A 16,987-nucleotide genomic window follows, 5' to 3' on the forward strand; every position below is an offset into this window, starting at 1 on the left:
GGAGATCAGCTCTGGCCTCTGAGGGTCATTAGTGTGTGGGGTTACCCCCTCGCCCTTTCTTCATTGCAAATGCATTCATTGACTCGTTTTGTAACAGTGTTACACTATAAACTAAGTCAGCAACTATAATCGAGCGTATATTCTTTGGTCACATTCTTGATCATGGACTACTCCCTTAGAACTGTCTCTTCGGGCTTTCGCTGATTCCCTTTATTATTATTCATAAGGAGAATGATACTCTTTCTTAGACAATGCTTCTGACAAATCACGTGTTTTGTCCCAATTGAAAAACCATCGTCCATTTTTATTATAAACATTCAATTTTCTATATGCAGTATTTTCCTTATATCCAAAAACTTTAACCAGTATATCTTTTCTTTCACTCTTACTAAAGAAAGGACATGATAAAGCATCCAAAAAAAGCATTGCTATATCTGCGTATCGCATTGCATTTTCTTTTTGAACTCTATGCATTATCTCTTCTAAAATCTTTTCTCTAATATCCTTATAATCCGGTTCTTTACCTATAATATATAGGAGTGTACAAATTTGAAAATAACTTAAACGTTCATATTCCACTATACTACCACCAGTTATATTAAAGAGTCTTACTAACTGCGCACGAGAAATCGGAGTCCTCATAATACGGCTTAAAGTAAGCATCAAGTTTAGAACCTCTATATTAATTTCATTATTCTTTTTATTAGTTTCATAAATATCTAAACATCGTTTTGCTTCGCGATATATCCTGTTTTCTATTTCTGGAAGTATCGTTTTATCTGAACATTTCTCTGCCCACTTGTGTATAGTGTCTAAAATACGACACATTTTGATGGATGCAGAAACATTCATATCCAAAGAAAACACATAGAATGATATCTCAAGATACATCAGTAATAACCCAGCTGATGCATCTTGAGCACAATCTTTCTTGTGTTCTTTTTTAAGCAACGATACAAGCAAACTTAGGAAGTATCTGTTCAATGTTCCGTACTTCTGATTAAACTTATGTGTTATAGAGCGAAAGTTATTCACGACATTTATAAAGGACTTCATCTCATTCTTTACTGTATGTCTGTATTTACCATCTTCATTCTTGGCTAACCAATACTCTGATATATTAGATATTAAATCGTTAATCTCACGTTTTGCATCCGATACATCTGAAATAAAAGGTCTTTCATAAAACTCAAGTTTACTCTCATTTACAAAAAGCTTATAAAACTGCAGTTCTTCCTTATAAACATCCAATATTAATTGAAGATGCTCTTTGCTATTTGCATAAATATAATGGTCATCAACATATCTCCTCACTTCATAGTCACGACCAAGTCTTAAGGCATATTGTTCATGCTTAAGACGATTAACAACATTTACATCTATGCGCTGCAAAATAATTTCTGCAAAAATACGAGAAATTTCCGGACCAACAATAATTCCATTTGTTTCATTGTAATTGGTATGCTGCATTAAAGCATCAAAATCGTTCTCAAATGTGGATTTACCTATTTGATTTTTTGCCTGTTCCTTACCCTTGACAGCCCATGTTATTGTATGGGTGTAAATGTGGTAAAAGCAACTGGCTATATCCATTTTCATTAGATTAGTGTATTTCTGTTCAAGACGAAGATAATCACCACTTGTGAAAAACTTATACATCATATCGTATCTCTTATAAGTAAAATATGAGCAATAATATTTTTCCACGTCATCACCAACTATCTCAATACGGCTCTGATCATCTTGTGTTTCTTCATCATCAACATCTTCTGCCTTGAATACACATTTAGCACGATCCGAGATATAACGAATCGAAAATGGACTATTACCGCAAAGTGAAAGCATATAGTAGTCATATTTACTATAAAATTCAACACAATTCATCTGAGTGAAAGGATGCATTAAACTTAACTTACGACTTTTATCTCCACCATATTTTCGAACATAATAATCAAAAGGTATAGTCCATGTTTCAAATTTTCCTTTAAAAGTCTCGTCAAATACTTCTCTCACTTTTTCATCCTGCATATTTAAATAGAATGCTTCATTATCAAGCATCAAAGGAAGTTCATATGGTAGAACCTCAGTCAAAAGAACTCTATATTTATTATTTAAATCAATATAATTACTCATTTCCAACAATTGGTTATTTTTATAAGTTTTACAGACGAAAAATAATGATTTACGTGGTTCTCAAAACCAAAAACAAAAGAGTACTTAGCTAATTTTACTCTTTGGTCATCGGTCATTGACAGTTTGCGTCCTAATTTTCCTGTCTTACAATGGAGTATTTTTTGATAATACTTGTCCAAAACATATAATACAGACTTATCAGTAATATATTGATAATTAAAATAAATTCCAACTTTGATTGGAAGCAATGTAGAAGGAGCTGACAGAGTAAAGTTGCCTGTAAGGAATTTAATTCTATCTTTTAGCATATCAAAATCTCCATCATTGGCAAAGCGTACAAAGCTTTTAGTGATACGAGTCTTTATCATATTCACCTTTTTATCTGCTATGGTAACTTTTATATCACGCTCCTCTTTAGGGATAAAACTATAACCAAGATAACTAAGTTTGATAGCATTCTGCTTATCATTCCATTTATAAGACTTTGATTCATTAAGTTTTAATCCTATATTACCCAACATTCCTGGAATCTTATCCCAAACATCTTCCTGAGATTTCTGACTATTACAAAAGACAATAATATCATCTACAAAGCGGGCATAAAAATAAACCCCATCTTGCCTACGAACATCCAAGTCAAAATACTTCATATAAAGTTCAGAAATCGCAGAGCTTATACTCAAACCACGTGGTAAACCATTCATTGAAGCGATAACAGGTTCTTCAAAAAGACTCTTTAAAAGATATATTGACTGAAAGTTTAGACGTCCATCTTCTATAAATCTTTCCATTTGTCGTTTGCGGTCAATAGACTCATAAAAATGCTTTATATCAAGACGAATAACCCATTTAGGAACTCCTTCATTAAGCAATGAAATCATTTGTTTTACGATCTGATTTCGATTGGACTGCTTAACACCGTATATACGTTTTATATTATTATATAACTTCCTCAATACTAAATCCTGACAAAGAGAATCTATAGAACCATTAGGAAGGTTATTTAGATATAAATCGTATAGAACCTTTATTTTGAATTTATATGTTCCTTCATTAATAGTATTACCTATATGTGACTCCACAGCCTGAACAAAATCATCTTTGTTCAAACCACTATTTCTGCGCTCGCCTTGCTTTGCACAAGCATATAAGTTATATGGAGAAAATGATTGTGAATACATATGTTCTTTACTCGTTTATCATAATGCTTTATTATAATGAAGTAGCATTCTTCTTATCAACATAAAAAAATCAATTGTCTATATCAGTATACAAAACTACATAAAAAACACACAATATCTAATTGAACATAAATAATTACAGATAAAAATCAATAAACAGCAAAGAGATACCAGATGCATATATGAAGCTATTAAGCTATAAAATGCGTAATATTTGATTAAGATTTAAAGAACAATATGACTTTATTTCAGCAATTCTTCGATGAGAAAATATAAAAACTTATAACTTGCTGATATTTAAATTTTTAATAATTATTTATTGCACATTACCTACCAATTTGTTGCGGTACAAATATGGTACAATTATGCCATTAACAGCTAATAAACAAAGGTAAAAACTCAAAATGCAAAAAATAAAAAAGGCGTGAAACTACCTGATTTTCACGCCTTTATATATAATAACTAATGTTAATGTATTATAATTTACTTGACTTCCTCAAAATCAGCATCCTGAACATTATCATTCTTATTGCTGTTCTGACCGGCATTGTTATTAGCTTGTCCGGCATTAGGACCTGCCTGAGCATTACCTGTCTGGGCATACATCTCAGCACTTGCGGCTTGGAATGCAGTCTGAAGTTCTGCACTGGCAGCATCGATACCTGCCAAGTCTTGCGCCTTGTGAGCGTCTTTCAGCTTCTGAAGAGCAGCTTCGATAGGAGCTTTCTTGTCGGCAGGAATCTTATCGCCTAAGTCTTTCAACTGATTTTCAGTTGAGAAAATCAAACTGTCGGCTTGATTCAGTTTATCTACCTTTTCACGCTCTTTCTTGTCGGCTTCTGCATTGGCTGTAGCTTCTGCTTTCATACGTTCGATTTCTTCTTTGCTCAAACCTGATGAAGCCTCGATACGGATGGCTTGCTCCTTACCGGTTGCTTTATCTTTTGCAGACACTTTCAAGATACCGTTGGCATCAATATCGAAAGTTACTTCAATCTGAGGTACTCCACGACGTGCCGGAGCAATACCTGTCAGGTTGAACTGACCGATTGACTTGTTCTGAGCTGCCATCGGACGTTCGCCTTGCAATACGTGGATGGTTACTTCGGTCTGGTTATCGGCTGCGGTTGAGAATACTTCGCTCTTCTTACACGGGATGGTAGTGTTGGCGTCGATCAACTTCGTCATTACGCCACCCATTGTTTCGATACCCATTGACAGCGGAGTTACATCCAGCAATACCACGCCTTTGATTTCATCGGTCAATACCGCACCTTGAACGGCTGCACCTACGGCTACTACTTCATCGGGGTTAACGCCCTTTGACGGAACTTTACCGAAGAAGTCTTCAACCAGTTTCTGAACGGCCGGGATACGTGAAGAACCACCTACAAGGATTACTTCGTCGATGTCTGCATTGTTCAGTCCGGCGTCGCTCATGGCTTTCTTACACGGTTCGAGACAAGCCTGAATCAAGCTGTGAGCCAACTGTTCGAATTTAGCACGGGTCAACGTCTTAACCAAGTGTTTAGGCACTCCTCCTACCGGCATGATGTACGGCAGGTTGATTTCGGTTGAAGTAGAAGAAGACAATTCGATTTTAGCCTTCTCAGCAGCTTCTTTCAAACGTTGCATTGCCATCGGATCGGCAGTCAAATCAGCACCTTCATCGTTCTTGAATTCTTGTACCAACCAGTCGATGATTACTTGGTCGAAGTCATCACCACCGAGGTGAGTATCACCGTTGGTTGACAATACTTCGAATACGCCACCGCCAAATTCCAAGATAGAGATATCGAATGTACCACCACCGAGGTCGAATACAGCGACTTTCATGTCTTTGTTCGACTTATCTACACCGTAAGCCAACGCTGCGGCAGTCGGTTCGTTTACGATACGTTTTACATCCAGACCTGCAATCTGACCGGCTTCTTTAGTTGCCTGACGCTGAGAATCTGAGAAGTAAGCCGGAACGGTAATGACGGCTTCGGTTACTTCCTGTCCCAAATAATCTTCAGCCGTTTTCTTCATCTTCTGAAGAATCATAGCCGAAATTTCCTGCGGTGTATACAAACGTCCGTCGATGTCGACACGCGGAGTATTGTTGTCACCCTTAACTACTGAGTAAGGAACACGGGCAATTTCTTTCTGAACCTGATCATAAGTTTCACCCATGAAACGTTTGATTGAATAAACGGTACGTTTCGGGTTCGTGATAGCCTGACGTTTGGCAGGGTCGCCTACCTTACGTTCGCCGCCGTCAACAAATGCTACTACTGACGGAGTGGTACGCTTGCCTTCGCTGTTGGCTATTACCACCGGTTCGTTACCTTCGAATACTGCTACACATGAGTTTGTAGTTCCTAAGTCAATACCAATAATCTTTCCCATAATTGTATCTATTTTTATTATTTTCAAATCAGTTTATTCTGTAACGCCGAAACGTTACGCTTTCTATTACACAAACGGCGTGCCAAAAAGCAAATGGCTCTCTGCCATTTATTTCTTTCGGCGAAGTATGACATTTTAGCTGACAACCTGTCAGTCGGACAGGCAGTTTTGAGGCTCAAGTTGGCAGTGTAAAACGCTACGGGTAGCGTTGCCATACGCAAGCGGTAGCGTTACCCAACGCTTCCCATAGAAATGCCACGTCCTATGGGTAGAATTTTTCCACCTGCCGGTCAGGTGTTTTTCAAGTCATTCCAGCCTCATTCAGAGTTTAATTAAAGCACCCCTCCGAGATGAGAAAACACAACATCTGTTAAATATTAAGTAAATGACATCCACGGATGCAAAAACTTTCTACCTTTGTTTTCTATAGTAATTATTTAAGCAGATGGGAATACTGTATGTGGTACCTACTCCGGTAGGAAATTTAGAAGACATGACGCTGCGAGCTATCCGCGTGTTAAAAGAAGCAGATTTGATTCTGGCAGAAGATACGCGCACCTCCGGCATCTTGCTGAAACATTTCGAAATTAAAAATGCCATGCAATCGCACCACAAATTCAACGAACACCAGACGGTGGAAAACGTGGTAGAGCGCATCAAGGCAGGCGAAACGGTTGCACTGATTTCGGATGCAGGCACGCCGGGCATATCTGATCCGGGATTTCTCATCGTGCGCGAATGTGTGAGAAACGGCATTGAAGTCCAGTGCCTGCCGGGAGCCACAGCTTTTGTGCCGGCGTTGGTGTCATCCGGACTTCCGGACGAACGTTTTTGCTTCGAAGGCTTCCTGCCCCAAAAGAAAGGACGCATGACAAGGCTGAACGCTTTACGTGAAGAAACACGTACGATGGTGTTTTACGAATCTCCTTTCCGCCTGCTGAAAACCTTAACCCAGTTTGCCGAAACATTTGGCGCAGAACGGCCGGTTTCCGTTTGCCGGGAGATTTCGAAAGTTCACGAAGAAAGCGTACGAGGAACGCTCGAAGAGGTTATCGCCCACTTCACAGCAACCCCTCCCCGGGGAGAAATAGTTATCGTATTAGGAGGGAAAGAAACTAAATTATAAATATCTAAACTGAATAAGTATGAAGAAGGTTGTATTATTTTCATTATGTGCTGCCGCATTCATGGCATCATGTACGAATACTGGAAAACAGAACGAGACCTTGCAAGCTCAAAACGACTCTTTGAGACTTGAACTTTCTAACCGCGACTCAGAGTTGGATGACATCATGGGGTCATTTAACGAAATCCAAGAAGGCTTCCGCGAAATCAATGAAGCAGAAAACCGCGTAGACCTGCAAGGGGGAACACTTGAAAGCAAATCGGCTGCCGAGAAGATAAAAGAAGACATCCGTTTTATCAGCGAAAAATTAAAGTCGAACCGCGAACAGATTGCCAAATTGGAGAAACAGTTGGCTAACAGCAACTATCAGTCGGAACAGCTCAAAAAAGCCATCAAAAACCTGACTGCCGAACTTAACGCAAAGCAACAGCAAATAGAAACGCTCCAATCGGAACTGGCTGCCAAGAATATCCGCATAGCGGAACTTGATGAGGCTGTAAGCGACTTGAACAAGAACGTTGACGAGCTGAGTGCTGAAAACGAAGTAAAAACCCGCACGGTGGAGGCTCAGGACAAGGCTCTGAACACGGCATGGTATGTTTTCGGAACAAAATCGGAGCTGAAAGATCAAAAGATTTTAAAACGCGGAGACGTGTTGAAAGACAATGACTTTAACAAAGATTACTTTACTCAGATTGACATCCGTACCGACAAGGTTATCAAGTTATATTCAAAACGTGCCCAACTGCTGACTACTCATCCCGAAGGTTCTTACGTATTGGAGAAAGACAGCGAAGGACAGTTGACGCTGAAAATCACTAACCCCACGGATTTCTGGAGCGTATCACGCTATCTGGTTATTCAGGTTCGATAAGACAAAATCTTTAATCTATAAAAAATCCTCCCGGTCTCAATTTTGAAATCGGGAGGATTTTTTTATTAGTTACTTTCAGGCTTAAACCGAAATATTCTCTGTTATTATTCATTGTCTGATGAAACAAATCAGTAACCCGGATTTTGTTTCATTTCAGGGTTAGCATTCATTTCGTATTCGGGAACGGGAAGTAACGTTTTATAAAAATCACGATTAAAACTACGCGCTTCTTCAGTTAACGCTTGCTGCCAGCCTTGATCAGCTGTAGATGTATAACGTACTATCGTCTCGTTATTACGCATAGCGTCGAAGAAACGATGTCCCTCTCCTACCAACTCTTTACGACGTTCTTTCAATACAGCCTCCAATGTTACCGGAGAAGCAGCATGTTTGGTAGGGTTCGCACGGTTGACAATGGCATCCAAATATGTATATGCCTTGTCTTGCTCTCCTCCTTTAACAGCAGCTTCGGCAGCATTCAGATAAACTTCAGACAAGCGGAACAACGGAATATTGTTGTAACGGATATCCGTATCTTGAGAGTTCGTATCCCCAAACTTAATCATAAAGACCGGATTTGTTTTATACTTATCAATAAAATCGGCCTTTACCGGTGCAACCAAAATACTGTGACGCACATCATCAGGGTCTTCATTTAGCAAATCAAGAAATTTCTTGGTAACGATTGCATCGGCATAGCCATCCTCGCTATACAGATAAGCGATGCCTTCACGGTCAGTCCAGTCGGTAGAGTTCGTGATAGCAAACTCGAACAAGATTTCTTTGCCGTGGGCGGAACTTGTTTCCTGCCATGCTCCTGCATATTCAGCATTGCTCCACAATGTATAAGATGAGTTTTTAATCACATCTTCTGCTACAGCCAACGCATTTTCATTTTCGCCCATTGTGAGATACACTCTTGCCAATAACGCCTTTGCTGCCCATACATTCATATAAACATTTGATGAAGCATCGGTAGACAATGCTCCCGAATTAATGGCATCCGTTAAATCGGTAATAACTTGCCTATATACCTCGGCAACAGTGTTTCGAGGTAGTTTCTCTTCCGCATCTATTACTGAAGTTACCACTGGAACTCCCAAAGAAGCTCCATCATCGGCTGTATAAGTCTTTCCGTAAATCCTTACCAAATCGAAATGTGCCAACGCACGTACTACCCTCGCTTCTGCTGCATATTGTGAAATGATATCTTGAGCCGTTTCTTGGTCAGACAGACCGCCTGCTTCGGCAGCAGCAATCACACGGTTTGCTCGTCCAATGACCAAATAAGGCACCTGCCACATATTCGGGGCATTATTCGCTGTAGAGTAAGTAAAATCATAACAAGTTTTAGTTCGAGAACCCGATGCTTCGTTCTGCATATCCTCACCACGCACATCACCGTAATAAAACATACGTGCACCGTAGTAATCAGGGAACGTAGACGAACCTTTCAATATTTGATACATGCCGATACGTGCCGTATTCAGGTCTGAACTCGACTTGATAGCCTCCGTATCCTCAACTCCGTCTACCGGAGTCCGATCCAACCAATCGCCTGCGCATGAAGTCATACCTGTCAGCACGAGGCTGAATGCTAATGTTTTATATATTAACTTTATCATAATTAGTGTTCATTAAAAACCGATTTCAATACCAAATGTATAAGTTCTCAAGGCTGGAGTTTCGAAAGTACACAATCCGTCAACAGGCATTTCCGGGTCTACATACAAGTCTTTCGATTTCCACGTCAGCAAATTACTTGCTGAGAAATAAATACGAGCTTTATTGAATCCTAACTTTGTGAGGTAGTTTTCCGGCACGTTAAAACCAAGTGACAAGTTTTTAACACGCAAATAATCGGTAGGCATCAACCAACGTGAAGAATTAACTCGTGTATTCCCGTACTTGAATTTCGGAAGTTTTGCATTATCCCCCGGCTGCTGCCACATGTCCTCCAGTTTATAGTAATCAGGAATTGAACCCTGCGAAGTATTAGAACCGCCGTTATCATGCAACCAAGTAGCATAATCGTATGCGTTTCCACCGATAGAATAAGTCAACGTCAAGTTGAAATCGATAAACTTCCACTTCAGGTAGTTAGTCAAACCTCCTTCTACTTTCGGGTCGTGATGAGCTACGATGACTTGTTTTGCTTCTGCCACATTGGTAGTGGTTTCGTTCGTACCATCGTTCTTATAATACATTTCATTACCGGTTTGAGGATCTACGCCGGCATATTCATACATATAATAAGAATAGTAAGGCTCACCCACTCGATGAATCAAAACCGGATTTACGGCATCAATTGTTTCAGTTTGTACACCATCCAACTTCACAACTTTATTTTTATTGTGTCCCAAATTCAACGATGTAGTCCACATAAAATCTTTAGTCTGAATATTGGTAGAAGAAATGCTAAATTCAACACCGCTATTTCTCAACGAACCTATATTTTGCAACATAGCAGCTGAATAATTAGTATCTTCATAATAACCGGGAACAAACGAAATCGGCATGTTCATCAGCAAATCGCTGGTTGTACGGTTATAATAATCCAAAGTCAAAGAAAGGCGTTCGAATAGAGTCAAATCCAAACCGATATTAAACGCTTTGTTCTTTTCCCACTTCAAATTAGGATTACCTACACCAATAATACCCATACCCGATTGATTATTATATTTCTGACCATACTTATATAAGTTCATATAAGCATAATAATCGCTGGGCTGCGTACCGTTCACACCGTAAGACACACGCAGTTTACCATCGGTAATGACATCGCGCAATGACTCCATGAAAGATTCTTGCATAAATCTCCATGAGCCTGAAACCGACCAGAAGTTACCCCAACGGTTGTCTTTAGCCAAACGAGAACTTCCGTCACGACGGAAACTTCCACCGATATAGTAGCGATGGTCGAAATTATAGTCAATACGTCCCAAATAAGAGGTCAATCGTGAAGACTGTGCATAAGTCTCAGCTGAAGTTTCTCCGGCATTGATCAACTCGTTCAACAGTCCGGGGAATTGTTGACCCGAAGCATAAGTATAACCTGTTTTGTAATCCTCGGTTTCAAATCCCAACAAAACATCCAAGTTATGCTTTTGAGCAAATGTCTTCACGTAAGTCAACTGAGTCTGTGTATTCAGCGTTTCATTATATCCTGTATAACGCTGCATTACACCATTAGAAGAACGCCCATCATTAGAACGCGGGTCCCACCAAACATCTTGTATAATATTAGTATAATCGAATGAAATCTTCTCACGCAATTTCAATGCATCCCAAATAGTCCACGTAGCAGCAATCGTATTAAATGAACGTGTAATCTTACTGCGGTCATAGTTATATGTAGCAGACTGAACCGGGTTAGCCCCATTGGTCAACGGAAAGTTCGTACTGAAATTCCCTTCCTCATCATAAACCGTCATCGACGGAGAAGCCGTCCACGCATACGACATAATCGGGCTGGCAAAAGCCGCACCTTCAGTTTCCTGATCTTGGTTTACACGAGAAAACAAGGTAGAAGCCTCCAGACGGATACGTCCGCTTTCATGAGTCACATTGGCAGTACCTGTAAAGCGTTCCAATCCGGCATTCATTGTGATACCTTCCTGCTTAGTATAAGCCAATGAAGAATAAAATTTTGTTTTTTCATTGCCACCCTGAGCGTTGATCTCATAATTCTGATGGCTACCGTTCTTAAACAAAATATCTTTCCAGTTCGTCCATCCGTTTGCCGGCTTAGCTGCATACTTGTCTATATTGTCTTCCGCATAAGCCAAAGCTCCTGCTTCACTTTCGCCCATTTCATCAATAGCATAATTTTTCAGGCCAGTCTTAATCAACTCACGGCGTGCATCTCCATCCAAAACCGGACGATAATTGATAGCCATGTTAGAGAAACCCCAGTCGCTACGGAAATTAAACTGTGTTTTTCCGGCAGCACCTTTCTTGGTAGTAATGACAATCACACCGTTTGCCGCACGCGAACCATAAAGGGAGGCAGCCGCAGCATCCTTAATAACCGTAATAGACTCAATATCGTTACTATTCAAAGTAGACAATATATTTGTACCTGTACTATTATATCCACCTCCGGTAGCAGGATCATTAAACCCACTTATGTTACCAGATAACATTGGAGTTCCATCAATTACATACAACGGGTCATTACCTGCATTCATAGACCCCATACCGCGAATACGAATAGAAGTAGTAGCTCCCGGAGCACCGGAGAAAGAACTAATTTGCACACCGGGGATAGAACCCGCCAACTTATCCTCCATAGACACGGTAGGAACATCTTTCAGTTTATCGGGTGACATAGTTGAAGCAGCTCCTGTAAATGAAGACTTTTTAAAAGTACCATATCCCGTTACGATAACTTCATCCAACACTTCAGAATCAGAGTGCAACACCACTTTCACTACCGGCTGAATCTTAACCTCTTGCGATTCCAGTCCGATGAAAGAAATCACTAAAGTTTCCGCCGAACTACACGGGAATGTAATGTGTTGATAATTAATACTATATGAACTTTAAGCAACGGAGTATGAATGTGTTGTAGCTGCTTCTATGCGAGGTTTCCACTTCGATTTTCTACCTTTTATGTACTATTTCTTTCCTATTTTGTGAATTGAATCAGAACCTTTTTAGACTTTTATGTCTGCGAAAATGCAGGAAGAAATTCCCCACCAAAATCTCCCATAAAACGCTACGGGTAGTGTTACACATCCCATGCGGTAGAGTTTACCGTTTCTACCCATAGAACCGACCAACTCTAACGGTAGAATTTTTCAATCTGTCGGGTGGAATGTAATGTGTTTATTATAAATATATTACAGGATTAAGCGAATCCATGTAAAAAAATAGAAGTGCCGAGTATTATTTAATACAAAACAATACTCAGCACTTCTTAAAATGTTATCTTTCGGAACTCTCCGTTTCTATTAATATCCCGGATTTTGTTGTTCGCGAAGTACGCTGTTCGCATTTACCTCACTGACAGGAATCGGCAAAAGAGCACGGAAATATGTGCGATCGAATTTACGTGAATCTGCATTCAGAGAGTAATGCCAACCTTTGTTGTTCTCGTCTTCATAGCGTACGATGGTTTCGTTATTACGCATTGCGTCAAAGAAACGCTGTCCTTCGCCTACCAGTTCTTTACGACGCTCCAGCAAGATACGTTCCAACGAAACGTTTGAAGCCGTTACTTGTTGGCTTGATGTTGTCGTACGGTTTTGGATAAGTTCGTTGAGATAGTAAGCCGCATCCGATGTATTACCCAATTTCATGGCAGCTTCGGCTGCATTCAGATACATTTCAGACAAGCGCAGGATAGGCAAATTCTGCAAACGCATATCTCCTTCGCTTCCCATCGGGAACTTATCGATGAAAATACGGTTGTCTCCATACGTTTTATACATGTCGCTGGGTGTACCGTCTTCATTCTGCTTCATTTGAACGGGCAATATAACGTTAATACGAACGTCGTTAGCATCTTGTGAAAGCATATCTACAAACGATTTTGTACAGATAGCGTCAGCATATCCATCTTCATTATATAAGTATCCGATACCTTCACGGTCTGCCCAGTCATCAGAGCCACTGTTAATCAGTTCGAAAATCATTTCTGAGGTGTGATTGGCATCCGATTTATCCCAAGCAGCTGCATATTGGTTCATCGCCCATAACTGGTAAGGAGAATTTTTGATAACGTCTTCTGCCATGTCGAATGCACCTTTATCGTTATTCATATATAAGTATACACGGCTCAACAATGCTTTAGCAGCCCATTGGTCGATGTATCCCTGATTTTCGCCCGGTTTTGTTGATACCGGCAGGGCATTCATATCAATGGCATCTGTCAGGTCTTTCACCACTTGCGTATAAACTTCGGCTACGGTTTTACGTCCTTCTAACGCATCAATCGTCAGGGGAGTAGTTACGATAGGAATACCTAATGAAGCACCGTTATCTGCCGTATAAGGCATTCCGTAGATTTTCACCAAATCAAAGTGAACCAATGCGCGCACCACTTTAGCCTGTGCATAGATGCTGTTCACTTCAGCTTCGTAGTCATCTTTATCGGCTATCGCACCGTTGTCAACAGCTTCAATGATACGATTGGCACGGCGGATTACGTTATAAGGTACGTTCCAAATGCTGGGTGCATCGTCTTCTCCATATCTCATTTCGTAGCATGACGAAGAACGCATTCCCTGAGTACGTGCCTGCATATCGTCGCCGCGAACGTCTCCGTAATAAAACATACGGGCTGCATAGTATTCCGTGTAGGTAGAGTTTCCCTGCAATCCGTCGTACATACCATACATGGCTGTTTTCGCATCATTATAGGTTACGATGGCAGAAGAGCTGGGAGCACCGGTCGACGGATCCAAGTCCAACCATTCGTTTACACACGATGACAATCCGATAACTGCCACCGTCAAAGCTAATGATTTATATAATGTTTTCATTTTAATTGCTGTTCTGGGTTAATTATATTAGAAACCTAATTCAATACCGAATGTAACCGTTCTTAATGCCGGAGTTTCAAACGTACACAATCCGTTAACCGGAGTTTCAGGATCTACATACAAGCCGTCCGACTTCCAAGTAAGCAAGTTGCTTGCCGATACAAAGGCTCTCAGCTTGTTGAATCCCCATTTCCGGGTAATGTTTTCAGGTATGGTGAATCCGAGTGTCAGGTTCTTGATACGCAAATGGTCAGTAGACATCATCCAGCGAGAAGACTGAACATTTGTATTACCGTATGCAAACTGCGGAAGTTTCGCATTGTCGCCCGGTTGCTTCCAAGTATCTTCTATCTTATAATATGCCGGTACGTTACCTAAATAGTTATACGTACCACCGTTTGATTGCAACCAAGTAGCATAGTCGTACGCATGACCGCCCAATGAATAAGTCAATGTCATGTTGAAATCAATCCATTTCCAACGTACATAGTTGCTCAAACCTCCCTGTACTTTCGGTTCAACTTTTCCGATAATAGTCTTGTTGGCTTCAGCATAATTGGTAGTGGTTTCGTTCGTACCATCGTTTTTATAGAACATTTCTTTACCGGTTTCGGGGTCTACACCTGCATATTCATAAGCATACAGTGAGTAATAAGATTCGCCGATGCGGTGAATCAGCGGACCACTGATCATTTCGTTCTGGCTGCCATCCAATTTTATCAACTCGTTTTTGTTGTGGCTGATATTGAAAGTAGTAGTCCATGTAAAGTTCTCATTATCGAAGTTGTTTGATTTCAACTCAAATTCAAAACCACGGTTTCTCATAGAACCTACGTTCATCAGTGTGTTGGCATCGCCGTATCCGTCGATAATACCTACTACTCCGGAAATAGCTTTATCCATCAAAAGGTCTTTTGTATCGCGGTTATACCATTCGAAAGTCAAACTCAAACGATGGAACAACGTCAAGTCAAGACCTACATTGGTAGCATAGTTCTTTTCCCATTTCATGTTCGGGTTTTCGATGGTTTCTTCGGCTGAACCGGCATTTTTACCATAGTTATATCCGTAACCGTACAGTCCCATGTAAGCATAGTAATCGCTGGGCTGCGTACCGTTGACACCGTAAGATACACGAAGTTTAGCGTCTGTAATCACATCTTTTATATCTTCCATGAATGATTCACCCGAAATTCTCCATGAACCAGAAACAGACCAGAAGTCTCCCCAGCGGCTTTCTCTTGACAAACGTGAACTTCCGTCGCGGCGGTAGCTTGCGCTGAAGTAGTAACGTCCATCGTAATCATAGTTAAAACGTCCCAAGAACGAAGTCATACGATAACGATTCACAACACTTGCTGCACGAGTGTCTCCTGCATTATTGATTTCAGGCAAGTATGAAGGATAAGTATTACCGTTTGCATACACATAATCGTAACGGTAATCTTCTGTTTCGAAGCCTAACAAAACATCGATGTTATGCTTTTGGGCAATAGTTTTATTATAAGTCAACTGAGTCTGTGTGTTCAATTTGCCACGGTTACCCATTACACGTTGGTAAACACCGTTCGATGAACGTCCATCGTTAGAACGCGGATCCCACCATACACGCTCGTTGTTTTGGTTGAAGTCGTAGCTGATAACCTCTTTCACATTCAGGTTGTCCCAAATGTTCCATGTAGCAGCCATTGAACCCAAGAAACGGTTTACGGTACTGCGGTTATAGTTATAGGTTTCTGTTTGTACCGGGTTAGCTCCATTCAGTGCAGGGAAGTTTGTACTGAAAGAACCATCTTCATTATACGGGAATGTAGAAGGAGATGCAGTCATGGCATAACACATGATGGGGCTGGCATAACTTGTACCTTCATTATTTACATTCTGATTAGAGTTGGTAAACATTGCATTGGCTTCCAACGTAATTCTTCCTGCCTTATGCGTTACATTGGCTCTACCTGTGAAACGTTCGTAACCTGATACATTAGTAATACCGTCTTGTTTCATGTATGAGAATGAAGAGTAGAAACTCGTTCTGTCGTTACCACCTTGTGCACTGATTTCATAATTCTGGTGGAAACCGTTGCGGAACAAAACGTCTTTCCAATCGGTATAGCCCGACCACGGTTCGGCAGCAAATTGGTCAATGTTTGAATCAGCAAAAGCAATTGCGTCAACTTCTGTTTCTCCTTGATTCATCGCATAGTTTTTCAAACCCAGATGCAAGATTTCGCGACGGTCAGCTCCGTTCAGAATCGGGCGGTAGTTGATAGCCATGTTAGAGAAACCCCAGTCGCTTCTTACATTAAAACGAGTTTTTCCTGCAGCACCCTTCTTGGTAGTGATAACAATCACACCGTTTGCCGCACGCGAACCGTAAAGTGAAGCAGCCGCAGCATCCTTGATAACCGTCATCGACTCAATATCATTGCTGTTCAGCGTAGCCATCAAGCTGTTACCAGAGTCGGCATAAGAGAACTCACTGACGTTGGTATTCAGCATCGGAACTCCATCGATTACATACAGAGGCTCGTTGCTGGCATTGATAGAACCCATACCGCGGATACGGATTGAAGCAACGGCACCGGGCTGTCCGGAAGTAGAAGTAATCTGCACACCGGAAACCGAACCTGCCAAGCGGTCTTGTACGCTGACAGTCGGTACATCTTCCAATTTTTCTGTGGTTATGCTTGAAGCAGAACCGGTAAATGAAGATTTCTTAAAGTTACCGTAACCTGTTACCACAACTTCGTCCAACACTTCGGCATCCGACTTCAGCACAACCTTCACAACCGGC

Annotated in this window: 9 protein-coding genes; 2 read left to right on the forward strand and 7 right to left on the reverse strand. The window is 40.8% G+C overall.

Annotated features, from left to right (window positions below; genetic code table 11):
* Positions 1 to 216: 216 nt before the first annotated feature.
* The 3 genes from drt3b to dnaK form a co-directional block, all read right to left on the reverse strand.
* Positions 217 to 2,133, reverse strand: a complete 1,917-nt coding sequence (gene drt3b, locus M3085_RS12960; RefSeq protein ID WP_249053218.1) for an antiviral reverse transcriptase Drt3b — start codon at positions 2,131 to 2,133, stop codon at positions 217 to 219.
* Positions 2,130 to 3,314 carry an antiviral reverse transcriptase Drt3a gene (gene drt3a / locus M3085_RS12965; protein ID WP_249053219.1) on the reverse strand — a complete coding sequence of 395 codons (1,185 nt, stop codon included), beginning with the start codon at positions 3,312 to 3,314 and terminating at the stop codon, positions 2,130 to 2,132. Before drt3a ends, drt3b begins: the two co-directional genes overlap by 4 nt.
* A 483-nt stretch (positions 3,315 to 3,797) precedes the next feature.
* Positions 3,798 to 5,705 (reverse strand): molecular chaperone DnaK, encoded by a 1,908-nt coding sequence (dnaK, locus tag M3085_RS12970; RefSeq protein WP_178256455.1) that lies wholly within the window; start codon positions 5,703 to 5,705, stop codon positions 3,798 to 3,800.
* A gap of 445 nt (positions 5,706 to 6,150) precedes the next feature.
* Here dnaK and rsmI point away from each other — a divergent pair, with 445 nt between their 5' ends.
* Together rsmI and M3085_RS12980 are read left to right on the forward strand one after the other, a co-directional pair.
* Positions 6,151 to 6,831, forward strand: a complete 681-nt coding sequence (rsmI, locus tag M3085_RS12975) for a 16S rRNA (cytidine(1402)-2'-O)-methyltransferase (protein WP_204501316.1) — start codon at positions 6,151 to 6,153, stop codon at positions 6,829 to 6,831.
* Positions 6,832 to 6,850: 19 nt separating this feature from the next.
* Entirely contained in the window at positions 6,851 to 7,705 is an 855-nt protein-coding gene (locus M3085_RS12980) for a hypothetical protein (RefSeq protein WP_178256453.1), read from the forward strand.
* A 128-nt stretch (positions 7,706 to 7,833) separates the two neighbouring features.
* Here M3085_RS12980 and M3085_RS12985 read toward each other — a convergent pair whose 3' ends face one another.
* The 4 genes from M3085_RS12985 to M3085_RS13000 all read right to left on the reverse strand — a co-directional run.
* Positions 7,834 to 9,330 (reverse strand): RagB/SusD family nutrient uptake outer membrane protein, encoded by a 1,497-nt coding sequence (locus tag M3085_RS12985; protein WP_249053220.1) that lies wholly within the window; start codon positions 9,328 to 9,330, stop codon positions 7,834 to 7,836.
* Between the two features lie 12 nt (positions 9,331 to 9,342).
* Positions 9,343 to 12,222 (reverse strand): SusC/RagA family TonB-linked outer membrane protein, encoded by a 2,880-nt coding sequence (locus M3085_RS12990; RefSeq protein WP_204501338.1) that lies wholly within the window; start codon positions 12,220 to 12,222, stop codon positions 9,343 to 9,345.
* A 438-nt stretch (positions 12,223 to 12,660) separates the two neighbouring features.
* Positions 12,661 to 14,193, reverse strand: a complete 1,533-nt coding sequence (locus M3085_RS12995) for a RagB/SusD family nutrient uptake outer membrane protein (RefSeq protein ID WP_191709920.1) — start codon at positions 14,191 to 14,193, stop codon at positions 12,661 to 12,663.
* A 27-nt stretch (positions 14,194 to 14,220) separates the two neighbouring features.
* A partial coding sequence (locus M3085_RS13000) for a SusC/RagA family TonB-linked outer membrane protein (protein WP_249053221.1) occupies positions 14,221 to 16,987 on the reverse strand: 2,767 nt, incomplete at its 5' end.

It is taken from the genome of Bacteroides caecicola, assembly GCF_023337095.1.
Taxonomy (GTDB): Bacteria; Bacteroidota; Bacteroidia; order Bacteroidales; family Bacteroidaceae; genus Phocaeicola; species Phocaeicola gallinarum.

Bases quoted from the DNA above. Each gene is read 5' to 3' on its own strand.
- M3085_RS12980 (WP_178256453.1), top strand. From the start codon at position 6,851: ATGAAGAAGGTTGTATTATTTTCATTATGTGCTGCCGCATTCATGGCA.
- rsmI (WP_204501316.1), top strand. From the start codon at position 6,151: ATGGGAATACTGTATGTGGTACCTACTCCGGTAGGAAATTTAGAAGAC.
- M3085_RS12985 (WP_249053220.1), bottom strand. From the start codon at position 9,330: ATGATAAAGTTAATATATAAAACATTAGCATTCAGCCTCGTGCTGACA.
- M3085_RS12995 (WP_191709920.1), bottom strand. From the start codon at position 14,193: ATGAAAACATTATATAAATCATTAGCTTTGACGGTGGCAGTTATCGGA.
- drt3b (WP_249053218.1), bottom strand. From the start codon at position 2,133: ATGAGTAATTATATTGATTTAAATAATAAATATAGAGTTCTTTTGACT.
- drt3a (WP_249053219.1), bottom strand. From the start codon at position 3,314: ATGTATTCACAATCATTTTCTCCATATAACTTATATGCTTGTGCAAAG.
- dnaK (WP_178256455.1), bottom strand. From the start codon at position 5,705: ATGGGAAAGATTATTGGTATTGACTTAGGAACTACAAACTCATGTGTA.